Origin of the sequence: Nocardia sp. NBC_01388, assembly GCF_045040085.1 — a bacterium.
Lineage (GTDB): Bacteria > Actinomycetota > Actinomycetes > Mycobacteriales > Mycobacteriaceae > Nocardia.
The window spans coordinates 8,371,732-8,397,251 of the sequence record NZ_CP109553.1 but is presented as its reverse complement, the minus strand read 5'-3'; the positions used below and the strand labels follow the sequence as shown (position 1 = coordinate 8,397,251).

The 25,520-nt window shown below is 68.0% G+C and carries 21 protein-coding genes and 1 pseudogene; 12 read left to right on the top strand and 10 right to left on the bottom strand.

Annotated features, from left to right (window positions below):
* Positions 1-21 precede the first annotated feature (21 nt).
* Positions 22-672: a TetR/AcrR family transcriptional regulator gene (locus tag OG716_RS39695; protein ID WP_355127196.1), complete on the bottom strand. Its 651-nt coding sequence runs from the start codon at positions 670-672 to the stop codon at positions 22-24.
* Positions 673-858: 186 nt separating this feature from the next.
* On the opposite strand from OG716_RS39695, the gene OG716_RS39690 reads away from it, so the two are divergent.
* Positions 859-2,898 carry a CocE/NonD family hydrolase gene (locus tag OG716_RS39690; RefSeq protein WP_405135325.1) on the top strand — a complete coding sequence of 680 codons (2,040 nt, stop codon included), beginning with the start codon at positions 859-861 and terminating at the stop codon, positions 2,896-2,898.
* A gap of 53 nt (positions 2,899-2,951) precedes the next feature.
* On the opposite strand, the gene OG716_RS39685 is transcribed toward OG716_RS39690, so the two are convergent.
* From OG716_RS39685 to OG716_RS39670, 4 genes are all read right to left on the bottom strand, one after another.
* Positions 2,952-4,217, bottom strand: a complete 1,266-nt coding sequence (locus tag OG716_RS39685; protein WP_405135324.1) for a CHAT domain-containing protein — start codon at positions 4,215-4,217, stop codon at positions 2,952-2,954.
* 313 nt (positions 4,218-4,530) lie between these two features.
* On the bottom strand, positions 4,531-5,985 hold the full coding sequence (locus OG716_RS39680) for a tetratricopeptide repeat protein (RefSeq protein WP_405140243.1): 1,455 nt from the start codon (positions 5,983-5,985) through the stop codon (positions 4,531-4,533).
* A gap of 67 nt (positions 5,986-6,052) precedes the next feature.
* Positions 6,053-7,069: a hypothetical protein gene (locus OG716_RS39675; protein WP_405135323.1), complete on the bottom strand. Its 1,017-nt coding sequence runs from the start codon at positions 7,067-7,069 to the stop codon at positions 6,053-6,055.
* Positions 7,066-8,367: a hypothetical protein gene (locus OG716_RS39670; protein ID WP_405140241.1), complete on the bottom strand. Its 1,302-nt coding sequence runs from the start codon at positions 8,365-8,367 to the stop codon at positions 7,066-7,068. The genes OG716_RS39675 and OG716_RS39670 overlap by 4 nt, the downstream gene beginning before the upstream one ends.
* Before the next feature lie 146 nt (positions 8,368-8,513).
* Between OG716_RS39670 and OG716_RS39665 the strand changes: the two genes are divergently transcribed.
* From OG716_RS39665 to OG716_RS39655, 3 genes are all read left to right on the top strand, one after another.
* Entirely contained in the window at positions 8,514-9,077 is a 564-nt protein-coding gene (locus tag OG716_RS39665; protein ID WP_405135322.1) for a lipoprotein LpqH, read from the top strand.
* Positions 9,078-9,172: 95 nt separating this feature from the next.
* Positions 9,173-9,961, top strand: a complete 789-nt coding sequence (locus tag OG716_RS39660) for a hypothetical protein (protein WP_405135321.1) — start codon at positions 9,173-9,175, stop codon at positions 9,959-9,961.
* A gap of 479 nt (positions 9,962-10,440) precedes the next feature.
* A complete protein-coding gene (locus tag OG716_RS39655) occupies positions 10,441-12,138 on the top strand; it encodes a DEAD/DEAH box helicase (RefSeq protein WP_405135320.1) in 1,698 nt (565 codons plus the stop codon).
* 211 nt (positions 12,139-12,349) lie between these two features.
* On the opposite strand, the gene OG716_RS39650 is transcribed toward OG716_RS39655, so the two are convergent.
* Entirely contained in the window at positions 12,350-13,060 is a 711-nt protein-coding gene (locus tag OG716_RS39650) for a TIGR00266 family protein (RefSeq protein ID WP_405135319.1), read from the bottom strand.
* Positions 13,061-13,207: 147 nt separating this feature from the next.
* Here OG716_RS39650 and OG716_RS39645 point away from each other — a divergent pair, with 147 nt between their 5' ends.
* From OG716_RS39645 to OG716_RS39620, 6 genes are all read left to right on the top strand, one after another.
* Positions 13,208-14,005, top strand: a complete 798-nt coding sequence (locus OG716_RS39645) for a heavy metal-binding domain-containing protein (RefSeq protein WP_405135318.1) — start codon at positions 13,208-13,210, stop codon at positions 14,003-14,005.
* 3 nt (positions 14,006-14,008) lie between these two features.
* A complete protein-coding gene (locus tag OG716_RS39640) occupies positions 14,009-14,386 on the top strand; it encodes a DUF5073 family protein (RefSeq protein ID WP_327141504.1) in 378 nt (125 codons plus the stop codon).
* Between the two features lie 56 nt (positions 14,387-14,442).
* The gene (locus OG716_RS39635; RefSeq protein ID WP_405135317.1) at positions 14,443-15,363 is read left to right on the top strand and encodes an AraC family transcriptional regulator ligand-binding domain-containing protein; all 921 of its coding nucleotides are present in this window, start codon (positions 14,443-14,445) and stop codon (positions 15,361-15,363) included.
* A gap of 64 nt (positions 15,364-15,427) precedes the next feature.
* The gene (locus tag OG716_RS39630) at positions 15,428-16,381 is read left to right on the top strand and encodes an AraC family transcriptional regulator ligand-binding domain-containing protein (RefSeq protein WP_405135316.1); all 954 of its coding nucleotides are present in this window, start codon (positions 15,428-15,430) and stop codon (positions 16,379-16,381) included.
* 153 nt (positions 16,382-16,534) lie between these two features.
* Entirely contained in the window at positions 16,535-16,726 is a 192-nt protein-coding gene (locus tag OG716_RS39625) for a hypothetical protein (RefSeq protein ID WP_297613687.1), read from the top strand.
* Positions 16,727-16,746: 20 nt separating this feature from the next.
* Positions 16,747-17,550, top strand: a complete 804-nt coding sequence (locus OG716_RS39620; protein ID WP_405135315.1) for a transglutaminase family protein — start codon at positions 16,747-16,749, stop codon at positions 17,548-17,550.
* On the opposite strand, the pseudogene OG716_RS39615 reads toward OG716_RS39620, so the two are convergent.
* The 3 genes and pseudogenes from OG716_RS39615 to OG716_RS39605 all read right to left on the bottom strand — a co-directional run.
* Positions 17,509-18,189 (bottom strand): annotated as a pseudogene (locus OG716_RS39615) (MFS transporter); the annotation flags it as partial. The gene OG716_RS39620 and the pseudogene OG716_RS39615 sit on opposite strands and share 42 nt — an antisense overlap.
* Positions 18,190-18,346: 157 nt before the next feature.
* Entirely contained in the window at positions 18,347-18,991 is a 645-nt protein-coding gene (locus OG716_RS39610; protein ID WP_355127220.1) for a DedA family protein, read from the bottom strand.
* Between the two features lie 49 nt (positions 18,992-19,040).
* Positions 19,041-19,715 (bottom strand): TMEM175 family protein, encoded by a 675-nt coding sequence (locus OG716_RS39605; protein ID WP_405135314.1) that lies wholly within the window; start codon positions 19,713-19,715, stop codon positions 19,041-19,043.
* A 299-nt stretch (positions 19,716-20,014) separates the two neighbouring features.
* Here OG716_RS39605 and OG716_RS39600 point away from each other — a divergent pair, with 299 nt between their 5' ends.
* Together OG716_RS39600 and OG716_RS39595 are read left to right on the top strand one after the other, a co-directional pair.
* Positions 20,015-20,548: an Imm42 family immunity protein gene (locus OG716_RS39600; RefSeq protein ID WP_405135313.1), complete on the top strand. Its 534-nt coding sequence runs from the start codon at positions 20,015-20,017 to the stop codon at positions 20,546-20,548.
* Positions 20,545-21,942 carry an ABC1 kinase family protein gene (locus tag OG716_RS39595; RefSeq protein WP_405135312.1) on the top strand — a complete coding sequence of 466 codons (1,398 nt, stop codon included), beginning with the start codon at positions 20,545-20,547 and terminating at the stop codon, positions 21,940-21,942. Before OG716_RS39600 ends, OG716_RS39595 begins: the two co-directional genes overlap by 4 nt.
* Here the strand turns inward: OG716_RS39595 and OG716_RS39590 are convergent.
* Entirely contained in the window at positions 21,935-25,384 is a 3,450-nt protein-coding gene (locus OG716_RS39590; protein ID WP_405135311.1) for a tetratricopeptide repeat protein, read from the bottom strand. The genes OG716_RS39595 and OG716_RS39590 overlap by 8 nt on opposite strands.
* Positions 25,385-25,520 lie beyond the last annotated feature (136 nt).

The window sequence follows — 25,520 nt, the reverse complement described above, 5'->3', positions numbered from 1 at the left end:
GGTGAATTCGCCTCCGGGAGCTCAGGGGGCGTCGCAGTCCAGGAGCGTCAGCGCGATCGAGCACAGCGGCGGTGCGAGGCCGGGCAGCGCGGCCGGTCCGACTGTCTGCATGCATTCCCGAATGCGGTCGTCGATACCGCCGATGAGGAAGTCGTAGACCACCTCCGGCAGCTGCCCGCTGAGCTCGCCCTGCTGCACGGCGAGTTCCCGCGCCGCGCGCATGCGATCGGCGAACACCGTCATCAGACGCCTGCGGTATCCGGCCAGCGGCGGACCCGCGATGAGCGCCTCCACATGCAGCGCCCGCGCTATGGCCGGCTCCTCCGCGAGAATGTCGAAGTACGCGGTGAGCGAGGTGCAGACGAGCTGGCGCCAATCCAGTTGGCCCGCAGCCTTGATCGCGGCGGTGAGCCGCCCGTTCGCCACTTCGACGACCGTTTCGAAGGCCGCGGCGAAGCATTCCTCCTTCGAGTCGAACAACTCGTAGAAGGTGCGGCGGGAGATCTTGGCCCGCGCCACCAGATCCGCGACAGTAACCGGGTGATAGCCGGATTCGGCCACCGCGTCGAGCATGGCGATGAACAGGCGCCCGCGCTGCGATTCGGCTACCTCTGCGCGCGTCAACCGGTGCGGGCCGCGAGGCAACCGGTCGTCGGGAACTGACACCTTCACCTCGACACGATAGCAACCGTGAACTGCGCGATTGTCATGCCACGCCACCCGTAATGAGAACCGGCCCAGTCGTTTTCCTTGCTCTCGATAGTGGGGAACGTTACGGTACCCGATAGATGGTGAGGTACAGCACTGTTTTTATTCACCTCTATAGCGGGTGTCCAACGAAGGGCTGGTCGGGTTTCGATGAGGTTGTTCGCACGATTAGGGGCAGCAAGCGCTGCCGCGGTCGTCGCCACACTGGCGCTGACCACACTGACGGTTCCGGCGGCCCATGCCGATCCGCCGGACAATGACCCCGCCGCCGCGTGGACGGCCGCACAGGACGGGCCGCCGCAGTATCCGGGCGTGCATGTCGACTGGGATGTCCCGATCACCATGAGCGACGGAACCGTCCTGAAGTCCAATGTGTATCGGCCGATGGATGCGGCCGGTCACATTGTGGACACCCCGCTGCCGACCATCGTCAATATGACCCCGTACACGAAACTCGCGTACATGCTGCTGGATTCGGCCGTCTCGATCCCCGGCCTGTTCGACGGCGTCACCGACCTGATCAACCGATTCGATCTGTTCAACCTCAATGGCACACCGCTGTCCAGCCTCGGCGATCAGATCAAGGTCCTGTCCGGAGGCGGGGGACGCGTGGTCGCGGCCGACCGCCATCTGATCCAGAGCGGGTACACCGAGATAGTCGCCGATGTCCGCGGCACCGGATTCTCCGAGGGCGTCTGGCCGGTCTTCGGTGAACGCGAACAGCAGGACACCGCCGAAATCGCGCAGTGGGCAGCGAATCAGCCGTGGTCCGACGGCAAGATCGGACTGGCGGGCGTCTCCAATGGCGGCATCAGCGCACTGCAGGGCGCCGAACAGCAGCCCGAATCGGTGAAGGCGGTGTTCTCCGTCGTTCCCGGCAGCGATCTGCTCCGCGATACCGTCGCGCCCGGTGGTGGATTCGATATCGGGTTCGTCCCGTTCTGGCTGCTCGCCGTCAATACGGCCAAGTGGTTGCCGGATCTGTCCTCGATCGCCACCGGCAACTTCGATTGGAAGTGGCTCGCCGACCGGGTTTCCAGCCCCATCACATTCATCGACACCCTGCTGCGCGCCCTCGTCGTGCCGTCGGTCGACGCGATACCCGCTGATATGAAACAGCTTCTGGATCCCCACGGCCCGTTCCGGTCCGGGATCACCGGACATCCCGATCGGATCACCGCGCCGACCTTCATCGTCGGCGGCTGGCACGATATCTTCAATAACTCGGAATCGACTGCCTACAACGCGATTCCGCTGCCGGCCGATCAGAAGAAGCTGCTGATGGGCGATTGGTACCACGTCACGCTCGGTTCCGGACTGGGTGTCGCCGGTGCGCCGCCGCGCCTGGACGTTCTGCAGCATGCCTGGTTCGACAAGTGGCTCAAGGGAATCGACAACGGTATCGATGCGTACAGCCCGACGACCCTGTTCCAGCAGGGTGGCGGGTGGACCAGCAGCGACCGGTACCCGCGTGCCGGAATGACGTACGCACGCCAGTACCTGTCGGCCGATTCGAGCGGTACCGCGGGCACGGTCGTGCACGATGGATCACTCAGTGCGACAGCCCCTTCGGAGCCGACGACGCTGACCGTCTCGCCCGGCCTGTCCACCGTGTGCTCTCGGGACGGAGCACAGGGCACCGCGGGGGTCCTGGGCATCATCGATGCCTGCGGCAAGGATTCCCGGCTCGCCGAGGTCGCGGCGCTCACGTTCACCGGACAACCCGTCGGCGCGCCCACCGCCATCTCCGGATCGGTGAACGTGCACTTGAACACCGTCCTGGACGCGACCGACGGATACTGGTCGGCCACGCTCAATGATGTTGCGCCCGACGGGCAGTCGACCGTACTGACCACCGGACAGCTCACCGCGTCACTGCGCAAGCTCGACGAGGACAAGAGCAAGAAGTCGCCCAATGGCGATTACACCGCCCCCTTCCCGACCCTCACACTGGAGGATCGGCAGGCCATCGTGCCCGGCGAGCCCACCACACTCGAGGTGGGACTGGAGCCGACCGATGCGGTGCTGCAACCGGGTCACCGGCTGCGCGTCGATATCTACGCCGCCAATTTCCCCAAGGGCATGATGATTCCCGCCCTGCTGCTGGAATCACAGCTCCGGCCACAGCACCTGGTTCTCGACCCCGCCGCACCCAGCTGGGTGAATGTGCCTTCCAGCACGACGTTCTGACGGCTCGCGCCCCGCATCAATGCCCGCTGAGCTGTCAGCGGGCATCGATGCTGTCAGCGGGCATCGACTGTCGCGAAGGCGGCCCAGACGAGCGGTGAGTGCTCGATACCGCCGGTGGCACGCCAGGCCGCCAAGCGGGTCCGCTGCCAATCATTGAGCGCCGCAACAGGATCTGTCTGCTCGTGGGCGGCATCGATGGCGCACACCGCCTCCTGTAGCGGACGGCATTCCGGCCCCGCACCGCCCATCCGCTGGAAAGCCAGATCTGTGGGCAGTGCCCAGCGTCCCGCCGTGACGAGTTCCGCACCGCCGGTGAGCATTGCGGCGACCAGGCCGAGCGCCTCACCGAACCGCAGATCGCCGCCGCTTTCACAGGCGATCAGTGCCACCCGGCTCGGAATCGGCCACAATTGCGGGCCGCTGCGCGGTTCGGCGGACAGCGTATAGGTGCCCAGCAGCAGATCCCGCGCCGAGAGCGGCCGGTGATCACGCTGCGCGGGTGCGAATCCCACGGTGTCGGCCGTGCACGCCAGATGCATGGTGGCGGACTCGCTCTGCCCGGAGGACGGAGGCGCCGCCGTCACATGCCCCACGTACAGCAGTCGCGCCGCACCGGCACGCAGTACCTCGCCGAGCCACACCCGATCCACATCGGTGCGCCGGAACGCGGTGACCGGATCACTCACCTTCGGCACCAATCGATCCCGCGCCGCGAGAGCGGCGACCAGGGCCGCCAGCGGCGCGTCCGCAGCTATCCGCCCGAGTACCGAGCCCAGCGCGGAATCGGCCCGGAATCCCGGCACCCGGGGATCGAGCACGGCGACCACCGGCTGCTCCCGGGTCTGCGCCCAGGACCGCGCCACCCGCGCCGGCGCATGCACAATGCCCGGCGGCGCAAGCAGACTCACCTCGGCGATCTCCACCAGCCGCAGCCCCGGATCCGGCGCCAGCAACTCCCACGGAATCTGCGCCACCCGCGGCGAAGGCTGAATCCGCAATCGCGGCCGCACGCCCCGCACATGCAGCTCGTACAGCGCCACCGCCAGCTGATACGGCAGAAATGTCGCCGAAAGCACCTGCGCCAAGATGTTTTCCGCCTCGTAGGACGCCAATTCCCCACTGGTGAGCGCTGCTTCGAGCCCACCCCCCACCCCCGGCGCCGGCAGCGCCCCGGCGAACCGCAGCACCGCCTTCTCCACCTGCGCCTCGGGAACCACCCCCACACCCCCGGGCGCATCGTGATCGACCCACCGCCACGTCAGATACAAATCCCCCGCGTCCGCCATCCGCACATACGCGGTCGGCTGCACCCCTGTCATGCCCGAACCTCTCGTCCGACAGCGGATACCGTCGCTTCGAACCGCTCATACCGCTGACGGCCTGCCGCCATCCATCCCGATGGATGTCCGCCCCCTGTCACGCACCAGCGACGCACTCTTCGCGACGATTGCGGCCGTAGCGCTGCTCGCATACCCCGGCCGCGCGCGCGATCCGGCCGTTCCGCGACAAATGTTCCGGCCCGCGTCATGCCTGGACGACCCGATCGTCGCGGATGCGGCGGCCGTAGCGCTGCTCGCATACCCCGGCCGCGCGCGCGATCCGGCCGTTCCGCGACGAATGTTCCGGCCCGCGTCATGCCTGGACGACCCGATCGTCGCGGATGCGGCGGCCGTAGCGCTCTTCGGCGGCGGCTATCCAGCCGGCGAGGGCTATGTGGCCGTCGGGGGCGACCGCGACCTGTGGGGGCGGGGTGACCGGGAGCCCGGCGCCGGCGGCGACCGAGGCGAGGGCGGTGCCGAGTTGGAGGGCGTCGTTCACCGGGGCGGAGCTGGCGGGTGGCGGGGCGAGCGGGTCCAGGGTGTCGAGGGGGAGGCGGGGCGGGGCGGCGGAGAGCCTGCCGATATCGAGGGTGGTTCCCGCGCAGGCGGTTTCGATGAGGTCGGCGACCAGCTGGGCGTCACCGGAGAGGTAGGCGTAGCGGAAGGCCAGGCGCAGGGCCGGATCGGCCATGCGGCGGTTCCAGGTTTCGCGCTGTGCGCCGTCGGGGAGTTCGTAGCGGACCGCGTCGAGGGCGAGGGCCGCGGGGATGGCCAGGTCCACGGCTTGGGCGAGCAGGCCGGGCAGCGAATCGATGAGCGGTTCCGCCAATCCCGCGTGCCAGTAATCCAATTGGGCGCACAGCAGACCCAGGCCGTGTTCGGCATAGGTGCTGCGGGCGGCGGCCAATTCGGCTTCGCCCTCCTCCAGCCGTCCGGTGGCGAAGGCGACGGTCGCCAGCCGGGTCCGCACATCGGCGGCATCCACCACCGCACCGGATTCGTCGAAACGCTGCAGCGCCTGCCGGTATCGGGTGACCGCCAGCTCAGGCTGGTCCCGGTCCTCGGCAATGAAACCCATGACCTTCCAGCCGATTCCGGCGCGATGCGCATATCCGGCCGCCTCGAAATACTCCTGCGCGGTGATCAGCAGTCGCTCCGCATCATCGAAACGGCTGGAGCGCGTGTACATCACGGCGAGGTTCTGCCGGGTCTCGGCGACACCGTCGTGATCGGCCGCGGCCTCGAAGGCGACCAGCGCCTGACCCGCGAAATCCTCGGCCAGCTCCCAGCGCCCCGTCTCGAAATGCGCGGTCGCCAGATTCATCAGCGAATGCCCGACCTGCCCGGGCGCGAAATGAATTGCGGCATCGAGTGATTCATTGGCCAGCTCGATCCCGCGCGCCCACTGCTGCCGATGCAGCGCCACCGCGGTCAAGGACACCAGACAGGCGTACCGCAGCTCACCGGGCGCGGTATCGGCGCTCAGCAATTCGCGCGCCTGCTCCAGCGCCTCCTGCGCACCGTCCAGATCACCCAGGCGCTGCAGGGCCTGGGACAGATTGATCAGCGCGGCCGGCCGCATCCGCGGCGCCTCCGGACCCATCAGTCCCAGCGCGTCCCGGAAGCGCACCACCGCACCGGCGTGATCACCCAATTGATCTGCCACACAAGCGGCATTGACCATGGCGCACACCTGGATATCCCCGGTCTCGGTGCGCACGGCATCCTCGAAGATCCGCAGCGCCTCCCCCAGTTCACCGCGCGCCATCGCCTCGGCCCCGGCGCGCAGTACCGCGGATTCGTCGGCGGCCCCCCGGCCGGTTGTGCTCACCAACTCAGAAGTCCGAATCGTCGGCGGCGGCGGCGATCTCGGCGAGCAGCGGGGCATCGGGCGCCCCGTCGACCGAGCCCGGAACGGCGGTGCGCCGCAGGCGCTCCACCGCGAACGCACGAATCCGCTGCCGCATTTCGGCGGAATCGGAGCCGGGGTTCACTCCGAACCCGGGAACGTGAATATCCACGTGCACATTCGGATCCGCGCCGGCCACGGCGAGTTCGCCGACCCAGGCGCCGCCCTCGGCGCGTAGTGCGATCTCCCCCACGCCCGCACCGGTATCGATACGCGCCCACGGCCGCAGATGCGCGGGCACGCCGGCGGGAACTCCCGGGGCCGCCACCGCGCTGACCGCCACGATCGTCGAACCCGCCTCCCGAACCGCCTGCCAGGACACCGCCCGCTCGGACGCATCCACCAGCCCGGGCGGGCACCGCCGCCAATCCCAGCCGCCGACCCCGCGCGCCAGCACCAGCCCATCGGGTGTCTTCTCACCCGCAGCCAATGCGTAATCCGCAGCCCGCAAACGAGTTTCGACCATCTCGGCCACCACCGGAACCAGAGCGTCCGCGCCATCCACCAGCGATTCGCACTCCAGCGTGAGCGCCGCGATATCGCGCTCCAGCAGTCCCGCATCGAGCGGCGCGATCCCATCCAGCGTCGAGGCGGGCCACCATCGAGCCGCCCAGTGCGCGTACGCGAGTCGCCAGGCGCTCACCGCCAGCGCCGGTAGCGCGGGCGCGGCAGTCGCCTCGCCGGCCTGGTCCCGATCGAGAGCGAGCGCGATCGGCGCGCCGTACATGGCCCACACCCACTCCTGCGCAAGCTCCAGATCGTCGATCACCGCCGCCGGAACCGATTGCCCGGCAAGCACACTCCAGCTCAGATAGCCACCCGCGACCTCGAGCACCATGGTGTCCACCTCGGCCGCCGCATCGAGCACCGTCGCGGCGCCGTCGGGCACAATGCCGCTCAGCCCGCCCCCGTAGCGCCGGATCTGCAATGCCGAGCCGCTCATCCCACCCTCGATTCCAGGTCATCGAGTTCGGCCGCGACCGCTGTCGCCGCCAAGGCCCGCTTCACCCGCATACGGTGATCGAGAATCACCGAGCGCGCCACGCCATCGAGCAGATCCCACAGCTCATCCGGCGCGTACACCGGCATTTCCCGCACATCGCGCCCGTGCAGCCGTGGCCACAGCCGGCGCAGATACGGCCGCCAGGGCACCTGGAGATCGGCCGCGATACCCGCCAGCGGTCCCGCCGGCGCATCCGGACGCACCACCATCCTACGAGCCTGCAGGACGTAAGCTTCCCGCTGCCAACGCCCATTGATCACCCGCACGGCGCCCGCCGTCGCGACGGCCCGGGCCTCGTCGATGGGCCGCAGCTGAATGGCGAGTACGGTGCCCGCGGCGGCGGTGACCCGCAGCGATTCGTCCAGCAGCGCCCACGGCGCGCAGGCCCGGGCGATCTCGGCGTCCACCAGCTCCGGAATCGGCGGCAGGTCGGCGCGTTCGCTGGCGGCCTGTAGCACGGTGAAGACCCGCTCGTGAATGGTGCGGTCGAACGGCAGGCCCAGGCTCGCCTTCGAGGCCGATTCCCCCACCCGCGGCGGCTGCGGCAGCGGATGCGTGGTCAGCCCCAATTCCGCTGCCGCACCGCCATTTTCCTCCCGCCACAGCCGAATCCCGCTGTGCGTTCCCATGGACGCCGCCACCAGATCGTCGATATCGACGTCCTTACCGCCGTCACCGAGCCGCGCCGCCGCGCAGCCATCGAGCAGTTCGGCCAGCGCCTGCCCGTGGTCGGGGGTGGCCGTGAGCGGCCGCCGCCGCCAGGCCGTCCCGATCAGCTCGCTCACCTCGCGCGCCCGCGCCGGATCGGTCAGATACTCCTTCAGTGCCTGGGTGGTGCGCCCGGCGGTCAGATCGTGGATCTCCCGCAGGGCGGCCTCGGCCGCGGCCCCGTCCCGCGCGGCGTTCGGCATGCCCGAGACGGTCGCCAGCTCGAAGCAGCGCTGGAAGTACAGATCCTGCGCATTGCCCTCGGTGATGCGCAGCGCCCGCCGGGTCTGCTTGAGCAGGTTGAACCAGGCGGCGGTGGCCCGCAGGACATCGGCGGCGGCGTGGACGCGGGTTGCCAGCAGTACCGCCCCGTCGGCGGTCAGGATCGTGCCCGCACACAGCGGATGCTGCACCGGGCGAATGACCAGCGGATCCAGAATCAACTTCACGGTGCGGCGCAGCGGACCGCCATTCGGCCCGCTCAAGGCTTCGACACCGGCCAGCCGGCGCCAGACCTCATCAAGCACCATTGCCCGCGGCTGTCGCATTCGGGCAGGTTAGCGGAGTTTCCCCTACTCTCGCGCGCTGAAAGTTGGTATCGGTAGGGCGTGGGGTGCTTCCTACGGTTCTCTCATCGGCTCCGACAGCGAACCGAACCAGAGAACAAGGAACCACCATGAACACCAAGTCGATTCGCCTGACCACCGCCGCCCTCGCCGCGACCGCCGCGACCGCGATGCTGGTCACCGGTTGCAGTAGCAACTCCAGCAGCTCACCCTCCTCCTCGGCGGCCCCCACCACGTCGGCCTCCGCAGCCACCTCGGCCGCACCCGGCACCGCCGCTCCCGCCGGAAAGTCCAGCGCCTCCGTCGACGGCAATGCCCTGACCGCCGACTTCACCACCACCTGCGCCAAGCAGGGCGGCACCCTGGCCCTGGCACTGACCGATACCGGCAATTCCACCTACGGCCAGCTCAGCGTGAGCGCCGCCATCGCCGGCGACAACACCGTGCAGGCGGTCGGCATCGCCGGCTCCAAGGGCGGCCAGAACGGTATGCCGTACGCGGTCGGCTACGGCAACGGCGCTCCCGGCGGCTCCGCCACGGTCACCAAGAGCGGCGATACCTATCACGTCACCGGTGAGGGTGTCGGCGCCCCCGACCTCACCAATCCGACTGCCGGAGTCAAGAACTCGAAGTTCGACATCACCTTCGCCTGCTCCAGCATCGTCGGCGGCTGATCCCGCGCAACGGCGATTGCACCCGCCCCGCTCATGCCGCTCCGGGCATGAGCGGGACTCATACTTCCTGCCCAGCAATTGATTTCGAGGAAATCATGAAGACTCCGATCCGTATTGCCGCCGCCGCGTTCCTGGTGCTGTCGGTCGCCTACTACCTGTGGCACGGCCTCACCTCCGATGACTTTCTCCCCTGGGTCGGCTGGCAGATGGGACTCCCGATCGCCGCCCTCACCATCGTCCCCATCGTTCTCGCCTTCACCGGTGACAGCATCATGTCGGCCCTGACCGGCAACAACAGCTCAGAGTTCCGGCACGGCCTGATCGGCCTCGGCACCGTCGAATCGGTGCGCAATACCGGCGTCTCCCTCAATGAGCAGCCGCAGGTGCGCATCGACTTCCGCGTCGAGGGCGTCGACGGCAAAACCTTCCCCGCCTACGCCAAGATGATCGTGCCGTTCACCGAACTGGCCCTGCTGCGCACCGGCGTGGTACTGCCCGTCCGCTACCTGCCCGACCGCCCCGGCCGCGTGGAGATCGACCTCTCCGGCAACAGCGCCGCAGCGCAGGATGCCATGAACCAGGCCATGATTCGCAAGGGCATCACCACCGAGGCCAAGCTGAACATCGCCCGCAACGGCATCCTCGCCCAGGCCGTCGTGCGCGCGCTCTCGGTCCCCGGTGAAATCCGCGACGGCCACCCCCGCCTGGACCTGACCCTGATCGTCACCCGCCCGGACGGCAGCAACTTCGAGGCCCGCACCGAAAAGTTCCTGCCCCCGGCCCAGGTCGGCCTCGTCCAGATCGGCCGGGTGGTGCAGGTGCACTACCTCCCCCAGAACGAACAGGACCTCGTCATCTCGCTGCCGGTCGATACCGGAGCCTGAGGGCAGTGACCGATAACCGAAAAGCACAGCGCCGCAGGCCGAGAGCCTGCGGCGTTCCTGCGTATCGGCCGGAGGCCGTCAGTGTGCCGTTCTGCGGTCGAAGACCTGAGGTCGAGCAACGCGCAGCGCGATGGCTATGGCCCAATGACATCGGCGGCGGCTGCGCCAGACCTGAGTGTCGAGCGACACGCCCCTGATTCCTCGCACACGCGTGGCGGTCCGCCGGCTATCAGCGCACCGCGGAACTGAGGCCTGGGTCACTCTGAAACCGGAGGCAAGCGACATCACATTCGGCGGATGGCGGGGAATCAGCGGGCTTGAGCTATGGTTGTAGCCGTCGAGTAGCGATCTTGCATACTCCACTCCGTCGTGGATGTCTTTTCTTCGCGTCGGCCACGCAGCGAGGTCAGCAAGTGCGGACGACAGTCCGGCACGCCCCTGCGATTCACCCCGATGCTCGAAAGGCACCAGGAACCTTTATGACGACTCCCTCATCCAGCCCCACCACGTCTTTCGCCGCTCTCGGCGTACGCAAAGAAATCGTCGCCGCGCTGGCCAAGGGCGGTATTACCGCACCGATGCCGATTCAGGCCGCCACGCTGGTCGACGTACTCGCCGGCCACGATGTGCTGGGCCGCGGCCGCACCGGTAGCGGTAAGACGCTGGCCTTCTCCATTCCGCTGGTCGAGCGGCTCGCCGGCGGCACCGGAGGCGCTCGCCGCCCGGGCCGCCCGGTCGGTCTGATTCTTGCCCCGACCCGTGAGCTGGCGACTCAGATCGCCACCGCCATCGAGCCGATGGCCAAGGCCACCGGGCTGACGGTGACCACCATTTTCGGCGGCGTCCCGCAGAACCGCCAGGCCAAGGCCCTCAAGGCCGGTGTCGACATTGTCGTCGCCTGCCCCGGTCGCCTCGAAGACCTGATGAAGCAGCGTCTGGTATCGCTGGACGGGGTGCGGATCGCCGTGCTCGACGAGGCCGACCACATGGCCGACCTCGGCTTCCTCCCCGGCGTCACCCGGATTCTCGCGGCGACCCCCGCCGACGGGCAGCGTCTGCTGTTCTCGGCCACGCTCGACAATGGCGTGGACAAGCTGGTCAAGCGGTTCATGCGGAACCCGCTGACGCACAGCGTCGATTCGGCCGATTCGCATGTCCCGGATATGACCCACCACGTCTTCGAGACCAATGGCGCCGATGCCAAGCGCGATCTGGTCTATGCCCTGGCTTCCGGGGCGGGTCGCCGAATCCTGTTCATGCGCACCAAGCATCACGCGCGCCGGCTCGCCAAGCAGCTGACCGCCGCGGGCATTCCGGCGACCGATCTGCACGGCAACCTCTCGCAGGCGGCCCGCGATCGCAACCTGGCAGCCTTCTCCGCGGGCACCGCCCGGGTCCTGGTCGCCACCGACGTCGCCGCCCGCGGTGTGCACGTCGATGACGTCCAGCTGGTCGTGCACGTGGATCCGCCCGCGGAACACAAGGCTTACCTGCACCGTTCGGGCCGTACCGCCCGCGCCGGCAGCTCCGGCGATGTGGTCACGGTGGTCCTGCCCGAGCAGCGCAAGGATGTCGCCATCCTGCTGCGCAAGGCCGGCATCAATGTCGAGCCGCAGCGCGTGACCGCGCACTCCCCCTCCGTGGCGGAGCTGGTCGGCCCCGTCGCCGCCCTCGTAACACCCTCCGCCGCATCCCTTTCCGATGACCGCATCGACAACCCGCGCCGCGCGGACAGCCGTCGTGGCGCGTCCGGTGGTCAGGGCGCCCGCCCGCAGCGGGCCCGCACCCCGGGTGCCGGAGCGTCGCGTGGCACCGGCAACGGCGCGGTACGTGGCACGGGCGCCGGAAACGGCCGCAGTGGTGGTACCGCCGCCGCACGCAGCGCCAATGGCGCTGAGCGCCGTGGTGTCAGCGGGGGCCGCGGCTCCGGCTACGACCGTGGCGCGAGCGCCCCGAGTACCTACTCCACCAGCACGGGCGATGACCGCGCGAGCAGTGGAACCTCCGCTCGCAATGCCGGTTCCACCGGAAACGCACCTCGCGGCGCCAGCGCTGCCGGCACCGCCACTCGCGGCGCCGACCGCGCCCATGCCGCACCTGCTCGCCGCCGCGCCTCCCGCCCCCAGGCGGCCGCGTCCCGCGATCAGTCCGCCTCCCCGCGCACCGGTCGCCGCTGACACCAGCGCCCGACCCGCGGTACTGAAACCGGCCGCCCCTCAACAGGGGCGGCCGGTTCGCGTTTGCGCATACCACCCGCCATCCCGGCACCAGCTCGTCAGGTCGACACCAGCCCGTCATCCCGGCGCGTTGTTGGCCGGGATCCATACGGGCTGCGCTCCAGCGGTTTCAGCGGATCCTGGCCAAAAGCATGCTGGGATGGCGGGGGGGTTACTGCGAGGCGCGGCGTTCGTCGAAGTAGGGCTGCAGGTAGGGCGCGAGGGCGTGTGCGAGGTTGGGGAGGGGCATGCTCTGGAGGCAGATTTCCCCGGGTCCGGTGAGTGCCACGAGCAGGAAGCCGTCACCGCCGAAGAGCTTGTTCCGAATGCCGGGCACCGTGGTCATCTTGAATTGCACGCTCTGGTCGAACATTCCGACATGCCCGGGATGCACCAGCATGGTCTGACCTTTTTCGAGCGTGTAGCGGGTCAGCTCGCCGGAGAGCTCGATCCAGGACCGGCCCTCGCCTTCCAAGCGCTGTAGCTGGAAACCGGTGCCGCCGAACAGCCCGCCGCTGAACCGCTGCTGCAGTGCGAGACTCACATGCACGCCGGGCTGACTGGCCAGCCACCCGTGCCGATGCACCAGAACGCTGCGCTGCGGCGCGATATCGACCGGAATGATGTGACCGGGCAGTTTGGCCGCGAAGGCCACCAGCCCTGTCCCGTCGTTCGCCTGATACCTGGTCACCAGCAGTCCGCCGCCGCCCGCGGCCCGCTTCACGGCTTTCAGCAGCCCGCCGCTACCGGTGCTCGCGGTCTGCGACATGGCGATATTCGTTGTCATCCAGGACAATTCGCCGTGCGGGGTGATCACGGCCTCCCCGGGCTCCAGCTGGATCTCCAGCACCGGGAGGGTACTGCCCCTGACATCTGCCCGCATATCCCGCTCCCCGGCCGCATCGCACTCACCCGAACGCCAGCATACGGCCGCTGCCCCGCCTGCGCCGCGGCCCGAATTCCGATCACCGGGCATTCCCGGATTCGGCGTCGTACAGTGGCGATGGTCGTCATCGGAAGGGCAGGAACCGTGCAACCGAATACCGGATCACCGCTGGAACCGACCGCGAGTGAACGCCTGTCCCATGCGGGGCGGATCTTCACCTCGGACCTGTCGGTCAATGAGTTCGCGCTGCTGCACGGTGCGGGCTTCGAGCCGATCGACCTGGTCATGGGCGTTTCGGTCTATCACGTCGGTTTCCAGTTCACCGGTATCCGCCAGCAGCAGGAGCTGACGGTGCTCACCGAGGCCACCTATCGGGCGCGCTGGAATGCCATGTCGCGCATGCAGGCCGAGGCCGACGCACTGCACGCGGACGGCATTGTCGGGGTGCGGTTGCAGTGGCGTCATGTTGGCGCCGAAGCCAGTCATCTGGAGTTCATCGCCGTCGGCACCGCGGTCCGCTTCACCGGCGAGCCGGGTAAGTTCCGCCGCCCCAACGGCCAGGCCTTCACCAGTCATCTCTCCGGTCAGGACATGGTCACGCTGCTGCGTTCCGGCTTCGCGCCGGTGGCGTTCGTGATGGGCAATTGCGTATTCCACATCGCCGTACAGGGTTTCATGCAGTCGCTGCGCCAGATCGGCAACAATGTCGAGATGCCGCAGTGGACCCAGGGCAGCTATCAAGCTCGCGAACTGGCCATGTCGCGCATGCAGGCCGAGGCGGAGCGTGACGGCGGGGCCGGTGTGACCGGGGTGGAGTTCCGGATCGAGAACTACGCCTGGGGCGCGCACACGGTGGAGTTCTACACGGCGGGAACCGCGGTGCGCCGCATCGGCAGCGGCGAGACCATCACCCCGCAATTCGTGCTCCCCATGGACGGCTAGCCGATGACCCTTCCCGGATTCGATCCGGAGCGCGCCGCCGGTGTCATCGGTTCCGCGCTGCACGGTCCCGGCGGTGTCGGCCTGGTCTTCACGGTGTTCGCCGGGGTGCCGGGCGCGGTCCGCACACCGGCGCGGCGCGGGATGTTCCGCTCCGAACCCGAACGCCTGCAGCTGGGTAGCTGGCGCTACGAGGTCACCGGCGATCAGCGCATCCGTGCCGCGCACGTGGTCAACGGCATCGTGCTCGCCGAGGACGTGCTGACCGCGGCCGCGGTCGGACCACATGTGGCGCGGGCGCTCGCGGATCTGGTCGCGGGTTTCGGCCCGCCGGTACTGCCACAGATCGCCGCGGCGCTGGAAGTTCTGGAAACAGCGGGCTGAAACACAGTTCGGCCGATTCCGGCTATTCGCCGGTGATTTCGCCGCACCATTGCACGATGCACACCTCCGACACCGTTCTCATGCCGCGATTCATCCTCTCGCGCGCGGCAGCGGCGGGTATCGACCCGAACCGGCTGGCGCGCGAGGCGGGGATGCCGACCTGGCTACTGGCCGACAACAAGTCCCGAACCCCCAGCGACTATTACCCGCGGCTGTGGGAACTACTCGAACGTGAAGTGGGCGACCCGAATACGACGCTGCGAATGGTCGGCACCTACCGCGTCGGGGAGCTGGGCCTGTTCGACTATCTGATCTCCACCGCCGATACCCTCGGTGAGGGCCTGGCGGTGGTGGGCCCCTACGTCGGCGCGGTGAGCACGAATTTCCGGATGGACCCGGGCGAGCAGACCGAGACCGAGGCGACCTTCGATCTGCATATGATCAATGCCGAAGGACGCGGCCGGGAGCTGGCCGTGCAGTCCTCACTCGGCATTCTGGTATCGCGCATCCGCCAGGTGACCGGACTGCCCGTCAACCCGGTGCGCATGACGTTCCGGCAGCGGGCGCCGCAGGAGCACAGCGCTTTCGTCGAGCACTTCGGTACCACCCGGCTGGATTTCGGTGCGCCGGTCGACAGCATGACCTACCGGCTCACCGACTTCGAACTGCCGCAGGTCACCGCCGATCCCATGCTGGCCGCGGTGCTGCGCCGGTACGCGGCGAGTGCACCGCCGCCGCCCCCGCACGCCACCGAATGGCCGGACCGGGTGGCCACCGAGCTGCGGCGGGAGCTGCGTCACGGCGAGCCGTCGCTGGATCAGGTGGCGCGCAGGCTCTTCACCAGTCCGCGCACCTTGCAACGACGCCTGGCCGATTCGGGGACGACCTGGCGGCTGGAAGTGGACCGGGCGCGCAAGCGGCAGTCGGAGATGCTCGGCGTCACCGACGATCCGCACGCCGACGCCGAACAGCATTGAGACCGCCACTATCCGGTGAGTTCCGCCGGTGAGTACCCGCTCGGATCGAGCCGACAGCATTCTCATGGCGAGGTTCGTCCTGCGGCGAGCCGCGCGGGCGGGACTCGATCCCGACCGCCTGGCGCAGCGAGCCGGAGTGCCCGGCTGGTCCGGCGGCGGTGAGCGGGACCGGGTCTCCAGCCGGCACTGCCTGCGGCTGTGGGAGTTGCTGGAACAGGAGTCGAACGATCCGGATATCGCGCTGCGCTCCGCCACCGGCACGGACGGTGAGCTCGGTCTGCTGGAGTATCTGTTCCTCGCCGCACCGACTCTCGGTGCGGCGCTGGATGATTGCCTGCGCCTGTCCGGATCGCTCACCACCAGCTACGGCATGCGCATCACCGACCGCAGCGATCGGGAGGTCACCTATGAGCTGCAGTTGCTGGTGGAGGAGGGCCGCGGCCGCGAGTTGACCGTGCATGCGGCCTTCGCCTTGCTGCTGGGCCGGGCTCGTACGGCCACCGGCTGCCGCGTGGATCCGGTACGGGTGACATTCCGGCAGCGCGCACCCGATTCGCGGCTCGCATTCGACGAGTTGTTCGGCACTGCGGCAGTCGATTTCGGGGCGATGAGCGACAGCTTCACCCTGGGTGCGGCCGACCTGGCACTGCCGCTGCGGACCGCCGATCCCGATCTGTCCGCCGTCCTGCACGGCTATGCGGCCACCCTGCCCACGACGCCGCCGTTTCCCCCGACGTGGGCCGACCGCTTGGCGGAAGCACTCGACGCGGCCCTGGCGCAGGGCACGGCCACCCTCGAAGCCATTGCGCGCGAACTTCATACCTCGCCGCGCTCACTGCAGCGCCGGCTGGCCGAGTCCGGAACGAGTTGGCGTCGCGAGCTCGATCGAGCCCGCCGCCGGCGCCTGGATCGCGCCGGGCCGGTCCCGCGCGCCGCGCAGGCGGAGATCCTCGGCTACTCCGACGCCGCCAGTCTCCGCCGTGCCATTCAGCGCTGGCAGGAGCCCGGCCGGAGCTGAAAACTCCCCTGCGAGAGCGCATTCCAGCACCCTCACAGCAAAGTTTGGCGTGTTGCCGACCGAGTTGGCGCTTTCGGTCCTCCCCCGTACCCATGCCCCGAATGAAACTGAATGGAAACGTTTTCGGCCCGGTACTTCGATTGGAGCTCTCCCATGCCCCACAGCGCAGCATCCGCCACCGTCTATGTCATCACCGCACTCGAGGCCACCGGCGCCGCCACCCGCAATGATTTCGATATTCCGGCCATTGTCACAACCACCTACAGCGTCACCGACACCTGGGATTTCGACAGCGTCGACCCGACGATCTTCTGGAATATCGCCGCCACGTTCATCAACCAGTAGAACGGTGGCACGATTGAGGTGTGAAGCGCGACGTCTCCGTACATCTCGACGTCAAAGTCCATGCCTCGACCGTCCTCGAATTCCAGATTGCCGTCGCCCGGCAGCCGGGAATCGAGCTGAACGAATCACTGGTGTTCGAACTCGACGGCGCCACGCTGCAGCCGCAGGAGGTCCTGGGCCCGCACGGCACCCGGATACACGTAATACACAGTGACGCAGGGAATCTGCACGCGTACTACAGCGCGACAGTGTTCGGCGCGGCGGCGCCGGAACCCGTCACCGACTACGACCGCTCGATCTACCTGCGCCCGAGCCGATTCATCGACTCGGATAAGATGCTCGGCTTTGCCGCAGCCGAATTCGGCTGCGGCATAGACGATCCGGAGATGCCGGCCCGAGTCTCGGCCTGGGTGGCCCGGCGCATCTGCTACGCGCCCGGCAGCAGCCTTCCCAGCGATGGCGCGGTGGAGACGCTGCTGTCGGGAACCGGTGTGTGCCGGGACTTCTCCCATCTGGTGGTGGCCCTGCTGCGCGCCATCGGCGTGCCCGCCCGCGTCGCATCGGTCTACCCGCCCGGCTGCTTCCCCATGGATTTCCATTCGGTCCCGGAGGCCTATGTGCGCGGCGCCTGGCAGGTCTTCGATCCCACCGGCCTGGCCCCGCGCACCAGCATGGTCCGAATCGCCACCGGCAGAGACGCTTCCGATATCGCCTTCCTCGGCAATCACGGCGGCGACATCACCGTCAACGGCCTCTGGGTCAAGGCCTTCATCGACGGCCCCCTACCCCGCGACGATTTCAGCCAACCGGCCACCCTCTGGTGAGCGGCTGGTTCCGGCGCCGCGGCTGATACCGAAGCCGACCACCACGGTGCTGATCGCCAGCACCGTGGCGCTGACCAGGAAGGCCAGCCGGAAACCCTGTGTCAGTGCGGTTTCGGGCCGCATGCCCGCCGCCATGAGTGCGGAACTGTGGCGGATCGCCAGCGCGCCGAACACCCCGAGCCCGAGCGCGCCACCGAGTTGCTGCGTGGTGGCGACCAGTCCGGAGGCGAGACCCGTAATGTCCTCCCGGGACCGTTGCTGGAGGACCACGAACGCGACCAGCAGCGCCACACCCGCCGCCATGCGGAGGGCAGTGGTGACGCCGGAAGTCCTTCCGCTGTCGATCAATCCGAGGTCGAGCACCGCGATCGCGGCTGTGATCAAGGCTGCTCCCAGACCGTCGATCCGAGCCGGGGCATTCCCGTGGGGTCGCCGGTCCGGGATGAGCTGCGGTACGACGACCAGTGCGGCGATCGCCACCGGAACATTGATCAGAAAGCACCAGCGCCACGACGCGTACTCGGTGAGCAACCCGGAGAGCACCACACCGAGCGTCGCCGCGAAGCCGCCGAGCCCGGCCCAAGCCCCCAGAGCGCGGCTGCGCGCATGAGCCCGCACCAGGCCCACCCTTGACGGTGATCGGTTCGGCCAGTTGGCGTACGGCCTTGGCCTGCACCGGTGTCACAAGGTTCCGGCGCTGGAGAATCTCGACGCCCAGCAGCGACGCGACCTGTACGCCACACTGCGGCAAGCGCTTTCGACCTGACCGCGGCAGTACTCGGTCGGTCGGTGCGGCTCAGTCGGCGTCGTGCGCGGACTCGTACTCGCTCTCGAACGAGCGCTCGCGGCGGCGTTCGCGCACCTTCCATACGATGAGCGCCACCACCACGATGACGACGGCCGCGATGGCGGCGTCGCGCCCCACGGTCTTCGCGACCTTCTCATAGGACTGTCCGGCAACAAATCCGAGCACCACGAATGCCGTGCCCCAGACAATGCCGCCGAGTGCGTTGAAGGCGAGGAAACGGCGGTAGGGCATCTTGGAGGTGCCGGCGAGTGCGGGCATCATGGCGCGGAAGAAGGCCACGAAGCGGCCCAGGAAGACGGCCCAGCCGCCGCGGCGGGCCAGGAAGTCCTGGGCCTGGTCCAGCCGGCCGCGGTGCCGATCCAGGATGGAGACCTGCAGTAGGCGCGGGCCCACCCGCTTGCCGATCTCGTACCCGACACTGTCGCCGAGGATCGCCGCGACCACCACGAGCAGGATCATCGCCCACAGGTACACGTGCCCCTGACTGGCAGCGACCCCGCCGAGCACCGCGGCGGTCTCCCCGGGCACCACGAATCCGACGAATATCGCGTCCTCGACGAATACCAGCGCCGTGACGATGAGGTACACCCACACCGGGGCGATATCCAGGATCCGGTGCAGCAGCGAGTTCATGACCGCAACGGTACCCAGTACCCGGCGACCCTCCTCGCCCGCAGCCGACTCACTCGGCCGGTTGCGGGCGCTGCGCCCCGGGCCAGCCGCCGCTGGTGGCCGCGTACACGGCCAGCGCCACCATATAGAGCACGAGCGCCACGATCGGCTGCACCAGCCCGATGAGCGCGATCACGTCGAACGCGATGAATCCGATCCACGCCAAACGGCTGTGCACACGCACGAATTCGGCATCGTGTCCCGGCTTGAACAGCGTCGTATCACGCCGCAGCGCCACCCACATGATCAGCCAGGCCATTGCCTGCACCGCGGCGACCACACCGTAGAAGGCGGTCGCGACGCGTGCGTTCCAGGGGTCGCCATCGATATGGTGCGCCAGTGCCGTGGTCGGAAACGGCAGGAAGCCCACACAGAGCAGCAGCAGCATATTGCCCCACTGCAGCAGCGAATCCACATGCTGGATACGGGCGAAGAAATTGTGATGGCACACCCAGATGACCCCGACCGTCGCGAACGAGGCCACATACGCGAAGTAACTCGGCCACAGCGACAGCAACTGATGCAGCAGATTCTCATGACCGTCCTCCGGCAGCCGAATCTCGAGCACCAGCAGCGTGATCGCAATGGCCATCACACCATCGCTGAATGTCTCCACTCGCGCGGGCGTCCACCGGGTACGAACTTCGGCGTGGTCTGTCTCGGCCGTCGAGCGCGGAAACTGCATCGTCGAATTATGGTCGATGATCACCAACCCTGAACATGCCATTTCGAAGCTGCCGAGGGTGCGATCGGCCGTCCGCAACGGATACCGATTCTCCGGACCGGAAAACACTCCCCAGCAGCGTCTTTCGCCCTGCTACCCACCGGAGTGGGACGGCGCGGACATTCCGGACTTCATACGATGCGGCGGTGGCCTGGTTCCAGCCCGGCCACGCGGGGTGCCGGGCTGGAGCCGAGCTGTGGCGCGGTGGCGGTTCGGAGCGGGTTGGTGGTGATCTTCGACAAAGATCTCCAGGGGGTGCGATGATGCTGGTCGGAGATCATGGCCGCTTCGCGATCGAGTACGAGCTCGATCGCCTGCCCGGCGGCTCCGCGGGACTAGGACCGGGGCTGGGACACTGGATGTTCGGTCGAATTCGGTGGTGGTGTGGCGGTGAGAAGATCGGTCGGTATCAGCCGAACACCGCGATCAGAGCTGTGGCGGCCGCGGCCGAACGCATACTGCTGTGCGATAGCGCCCGCCGCAGTCCGGCATTGATGGCGCTGCCCGCGCCCGAGGTGGCACATATCGTCACCGCGGCCCTCTTCGCCGACGACGATCGCTCCGATGAGCAGATCGCGGCGGACGGCGCGCGGTACTGGCCGTTCTTCGTAGGTCCGCGCACCGAATCCTTCGAGCCGTGGGACATTTTCGTAGTCGAGGACGATCTGGCCGCCAGACTCATCTGGGGCCAGGCGGGTCTGCCGGAAGTCCGCGAACGCGGTCTGCGTCGCGGTGAATTCGCCGGGGTCCTACGGGATTTTCTGGGCACACTGGAGTGGGGTGATCGGCAATGACCGGATCGAAGCCGGTATCGACCTCCCGCCTGGCGCGGGGTTCCAAGCTGGGCGCCGTGGTTGCCGTGCAGGCGGTGCGCAAACGCCGCACCAAGCTGTCCATGATCGGCCGTTCCGCCGAGGTCCGGGCGCGGATGGCCGATGAATCGGTGCTGCGCCTGGCCGAACAGCTGGTAGGCGTGTTCGGTGAGATGAAGGGCCTGGCAATGAAACTCGGGCAGCTGCTGTCGCTGCTCGATCTGGAGCTGGTGCCGCCCCGGCAGCGCGAGGAATTCCAGCGCCGCCTGGCGGTGCTGTTCGACCATGCGCCCAGCGTCGAATTCGATGCCATGCGCGAGGTCATCGAGGAGGACCTCGGCGCACCCCTGCGGCAATTGTTCGCCGATTTCGATCCGGAGCCGATTGCCGCCGCCTCGATCGGACAGGTCTATCGCGCAACACTTTTCGACGGCACCGAGGTCGCGGTGAAGGTCCAGTACCCCGGCATCGATCTGGCGGTGCGCGCGGATCTGCGGAACCTGGGGCTGCTGCGCGTCATGCTGCAGCAGGTCGCACTGCCGGGCTTCACGCTCGCGGTGCTCGACGAGCTGCGCACCAATTTCGAGAAGGAGCTGGACTACACCGTCGAGGCGAATACCCAGCACCATGTGGCGACCATGTACGCCGGCCACCCGTTCATCACTGTGCCGCAAGCCTTTCCAGAGCTGAGCAGCCGCCGCGTCCTGGTCACCGAATACTCCCCCGGCATCGACTTCGACGCCATGCGACAGCTCCCCGGTGCCGAACGCGATCGCATCGGCGAGATCATCTACCGGTTCTATGTGGGTTCCCTGTTCGAGCTCGCCGAGTTCTGCGGTGATCCGCATCCGGGCAATGTGCTGCTGCGCGCCGACGGCCGCGTGGTCTTCCTCGATTTCGGCCTGTACAAGCGCATGGCCCCGGAGCACATAGCTTTCGAGGCCACCTGCCTGCGCGCCGCAGCGGAGGATCAGTACGACGAGCTGTTCCGTCTCATGATCGAGCGCGGCGTCATCGACGAGCACTCCGCCGTGACCGCCGAGGAGTGCTACAACTACGTGCTCTCGGCGGCCGAATGGTGTCTGGTCGACGAGGAACTCCCGATCACCCCCGAACTGGCCTCCGGCGCCTTCCTGCACGCCATCGACCCGCGCATCACCGAATTCGACGGGATGCGGCGGCAGAACCTGCCGCCGGAGCATCTGTTCTCGCGCCGCGTCGACTTCTGGACCTGCGCCACGCTGGGCCAGCTGCGCGCCACCGCGAACTGGCACCACATCGCCCGCGAGTGGATCAACGGTGCGGACCCGATCACCGAATTGGGTCTGCAGCACCGGGATTGGAAGATCCGCCGCCAGACCGAGACCACTACCTAGCGGTATCGGGCACCGGCAGATCCCGCCAGACACGGCGCTTCTTCCAGCGCACCTGGATCTCGCGCACCAGCCGGGTCGCATCGACATACGACACCACCGCATCCTGCGGCGCGCTGAATTCCCAGAGCGCGCCGAGCTTGTCGAGCAGTTCGGCCTGGCCGGGACGTTCGCCGATCTCCCGGAAGGTGGCCAGCAATTGCTGCACCAGATCGGCGGCCCCGGCATAGTCGCCGGCCTTGTACCGGACCAGCCCCAGCCCCATGAAGGCGTACACCTCGCCGAGGCGGTCGCCGATCTCGCGGAACAGTGCGGGCGCCTGTTCCACCAGTTCCGCGGCACCGGCGAGATCACCCGCCTGATAGCGCAGCAAACCCAGGCCGATGAACGAATACGCCTGGCTGACACGATCATTGATATCGCGGAAGATCTCCACCGCCTGTTCGGCGAGCTGGGTCGCGGCGGCGAAGTCACCGGTCGAATTCCGCAGAATGCTCAGGCCGCCCAGTCCGAAGGCATGTCCGAAGCGGTCACCGATCTCCTGATAGATGGTCAGCGCCTCCTGCACCAGCTCATCGGTTCCCGCCGCATCGCCGGTGGCGAAGCGCAATCGGCCCAGACTGCTCAGGGCGTAGGCCTCACCGACCCGATCACCGATCCCGCGAAAGATGTCCAAGGCCAACTGCACTCGCTGCACCGCACCGGGCAGATCACCCGCCGCGTATTCCAGTCGCCCGAGACTGCACAGCGCGTACGCCTCACCGACCCGATCACCGATCTCCCGGAAGATCACCAGCGCCCGCCGCATGCGATCGCCCGCACGGTCGTATTCACCACCGGCATAGCGCACCAGCCCCAGCACGATCAGCGTGTAAGCCTGCCCGACCCGATCGCCGATCTCGGTGAAGATGGCCAGTCCCTGCTCCATCCGATCGGCCGCGCCCGCGTAGTCGCCGGTCGAATACTGCACCAGGCTCAGGTCATTGACGGTGTACGCCTGCCCGACCCGATCGCCGATTTCGGCGAAGATGGCCAGTGCGGGCTCCATGCGCCCGGCCGCGCCGGGCAGATCGCCGGTGGCATGCCGCAGCCGGCCGAGACTGCAGAGGGCGTACGCCGCCCCCAGCCGATCACCGACATCCCGATAGATCGCCAGCGCCTGCCGCACCAGCTCGGCCGCATCGGGATAGTCACCGGTCGCGAAGCGCACCGAGACCAGATCCTCGAGCGCGTTCGCCTCGGTGAAGCGATCGCCGATATCCCGGTAGATGGCCAGCGCCTCCTCCACCAGCTGCACCGCGCCCGGGTAGTCGCCGGTCGAATACCGCAGCACGCCCAGCTCATTGAGCGCATGGGCCTCGCCGAAGCGATCACCGATCTCCCGGAAGAAGCCCAGAGCCTGCCGCAGCAGTTCCGCCGTCCCCGGATAGTCACCCGTCGAGTAGCGCACCACGCCGAGCCCGATGAGGGCGTACGCCTGCCCGCGCCGATCGCCGCTTTCCTGATAGATCGCCAGCGCCTGCCGCACCAGATCCGCCGTCCCCGGATAGTCACCGGTCGCATATCCCAGGCGTCCCAGGCTGCTCAGCGCGCGGGCCTGTCCGATCCGGTCCCCGATCTCCTGATAGATCGCCAGTGCCTGCCGCACCAGATCCGCGGTCCCCGGATAGTCACCGGTCGCGTATCGGACCATGCCCAGATCGCTCAGCGCATCGGCCGCGCCGACCAGATCACCGCTGTGTTCGGCAATGGTGGCCGCGCGCCGATGCAGTTTGATGGCCAGCGGCCAGGGCCCGTCCAGCCGCAGCAGCCCGGACAGCACGCTGGTCAGCCCGACCACCCGGGCCGACTGATGCTGGGAGGCAGCGTATTCCAGACAGCCGAGCAGATTGCCCCGCTCGGCCCGCAGCCACGCCAGCGCCTGCGCCCGATCGGAGAAATGCGGTGCGCCGGTATCGGCCGCCGGGCGCAATTGCCCGGCCAGATAGCGGTCCGCACCCTCACCGAGGTGCTGGTAGTGATCCAGCAGCCGCTCCACGACCTCGCGCCGGTCCTCCACCGGATCGGCCGCGACGAGCGCGACCGCGTACTCCCGCAGCAGATCGTGCATCCGATAGCGCCCGCCCGCCGGTTCGTCCAGCAGGTGATCGGTGAAGAGCGCGTCCAGCTCTCGCCGCGCGGCGCTCACCGGAATACTGTCCAGCACCGCGGTGGCGTGCGTATCGATATCGGGACCCGGATGCAGGCTCAGGCGGCGGAACAGGCGCTGCCGCTCCGGCGGCAGATCACGATAGGACATGGTGAAGGCCGCGTAGACGGCCCGCTCCCCCGCCTCGAGCTCGCTGAGTCGATCCTGTGCCGTCGCGACATCCGCGGCCATACCGGTAATGGTCCAGGAGGCGTGATGCGCCAGGCGACTGGCGAGCAGCACGATGGCCAGCGGCAGATATCCGCACAGCCGGACGATTTCGGCGACCGCCGGGCGTTCCGCCGGACCGGGTGTGCGGCGCGCGAGCGTGCAGAACAATTCGCCGGCCTTCGCCGGATCCAGGGTGTCCAGTGCGAAGGGCTGGGAACCGTCCAGTGCCACCAGTCGCCGCCGGCTGGTGATCAGCGTCAGGCAGCCGGGACCGTTGGGCAGCAGCGGCTCCACCTGTGCGTGATCCAGGGCGTCGTCCAGCACCAGCAGAATTCGCTTGCCCGCCAGTCGATCTCGCCACATGCTGCGGCGATTGTCGAGGCTGTCGGGAATGCTGCGGGGGTCCGTGCCCAGATCGGTGAGCAGCCCGGCCAGGACATCGGCGGGTTTCGCGGTGACATGCCCCGGGGTGTGCGCATGCAGATTGACGAAGAAGCGGCCGTCCGGAAACTGGTCCGCGAGCCGGTGCGCGGCCCGAGTTGCCAAGGCGGTCTTGCCGATTCCGGGCATACCGTCGATGGTGTGGATGGACACCACCCGCTCGGCCCCGGCGACCGCGAGAATGCGCTGCAGTTCGTCCTCGCGGCCGATCAGTGTGCCCACATCACGCGGGAGGGTGTCGGTCAGGGTGAGGCGCGGCGGGATCGCCTGCTGCGGGACCGGCGCGGCCACCGATCCGGCGCCGGCCTCCACCAGGGCATCCTCCCAGAGCCGTTGCCAGGCAACAACATTCAACTGCACCCCGGCGACCTGATCGCGCTTCTGCTGCGTGAGATAGATCAGCGTCGCCAGCACCGGTTCCAGTGAGGAGAACTTGGCCGGCACATTCTTCCCGGACCGCCAGTCACTGAGCCGCTGGATCGTCGGCGTTCCCTGCGTGCGGCGCATGCGGACCTTGGTCATCCGCACCACCTGGTCCAGCGTCGGATTTCCCGCCGCCTCGAACAGTTCCGACAACCGCTGTGCGAACAATTCCCGTGCCGAGACGGACTTTCCCTGTGCGCCCGCGCGGGCCGATAGTGCCACGCAAACAGGCTAACCGCGCTGATCATCCACGGGAATGGCCTGGACCGTTCCGCTGCCCTACATCCTTTGTGCCCGTTGCTTTTTCAACGGTTGCCACCGTGTAGCCGAAGTCGTGATCATCATGTGACGACAATCA

Bases quoted from the DNA above. Each gene is read 5' to 3' on its own strand.
- OG716_RS39660 (WP_405135321.1), top strand. From the start codon at position 9,173: ATGAAGACTCCGATCCGTATTGCCGCCGCCGCGTTCCTGGTGCTGTCG.
- OG716_RS39655 (WP_405135320.1), top strand. From the start codon at position 10,441: ATGACGACTCCCTCATCCAGCCCCACCACGTCTTTCGCCGCTCTCGGC.
- OG716_RS39670 (WP_405140241.1), bottom strand. From the start codon at position 8,367: ATGGTGCTTGATGAGGTCTGGCGCCGGCTGGCCGGTGTCGAAGCCTTG.
- OG716_RS39625 (WP_297613687.1), top strand. From the start codon at position 16,535: ATGCCCCACAGCGCAGCATCCGCCACCGTCTATGTCATCACCGCACTC.
- OG716_RS39600 (WP_405135313.1), top strand. From the start codon at position 20,015: ATGATGCTGGTCGGAGATCATGGCCGCTTCGCGATCGAGTACGAGCTC.
- OG716_RS39685 (WP_405135324.1), bottom strand. From the start codon at position 4,217: ATGACAGGGGTGCAGCCGACCGCGTATGTGCGGATGGCGGACGCGGGG.
- OG716_RS39635 (WP_405135317.1), top strand. From the start codon at position 14,443: ATGCACACCTCCGACACCGTTCTCATGCCGCGATTCATCCTCTCGCGC.
- OG716_RS39595 (WP_405135312.1), top strand. From the start codon at position 20,545: ATGACCGGATCGAAGCCGGTATCGACCTCCCGCCTGGCGCGGGGTTCC.
- OG716_RS39650 (WP_405135319.1), bottom strand. From the start codon at position 13,060: ATGCGGGCAGATGTCAGGGGCAGTACCCTCCCGGTGCTGGAGATCCAG.
- OG716_RS39665 (WP_405135322.1), top strand. From the start codon at position 8,514: ATGAACACCAAGTCGATTCGCCTGACCACCGCCGCCCTCGCCGCGACC.
- OG716_RS39690 (WP_405135325.1), top strand. From the start codon at position 859: ATGAGGTTGTTCGCACGATTAGGGGCAGCAAGCGCTGCCGCGGTCGTC.
- OG716_RS39640 (WP_327141504.1), top strand. From the start codon at position 14,009: ATGACCCTTCCCGGATTCGATCCGGAGCGCGCCGCCGGTGTCATCGGT.
- OG716_RS39605 (WP_405135314.1), bottom strand. From the start codon at position 19,715: ATGCAGTTTCCGCGCTCGACGGCCGAGACAGACCACGCCGAAGTTCGT.
- OG716_RS39680 (WP_405140243.1), bottom strand. From the start codon at position 5,985: ATGGCGCGCGGTGAACTGGGGGAGGCGCTGCGGATCTTCGAGGATGCC.
- OG716_RS39630 (WP_405135316.1), top strand. From the start codon at position 15,428: ATGGCGAGGTTCGTCCTGCGGCGAGCCGCGCGGGCGGGACTCGATCCC.
- OG716_RS39610 (WP_355127220.1), bottom strand. From the start codon at position 18,991: ATGAACTCGCTGCTGCACCGGATCCTGGATATCGCCCCGGTGTGGGTG.
- OG716_RS39675 (WP_405135323.1), bottom strand. From the start codon at position 7,069: ATGAGCGGCTCGGCATTGCAGATCCGGCGCTACGGGGGCGGGCTGAGC.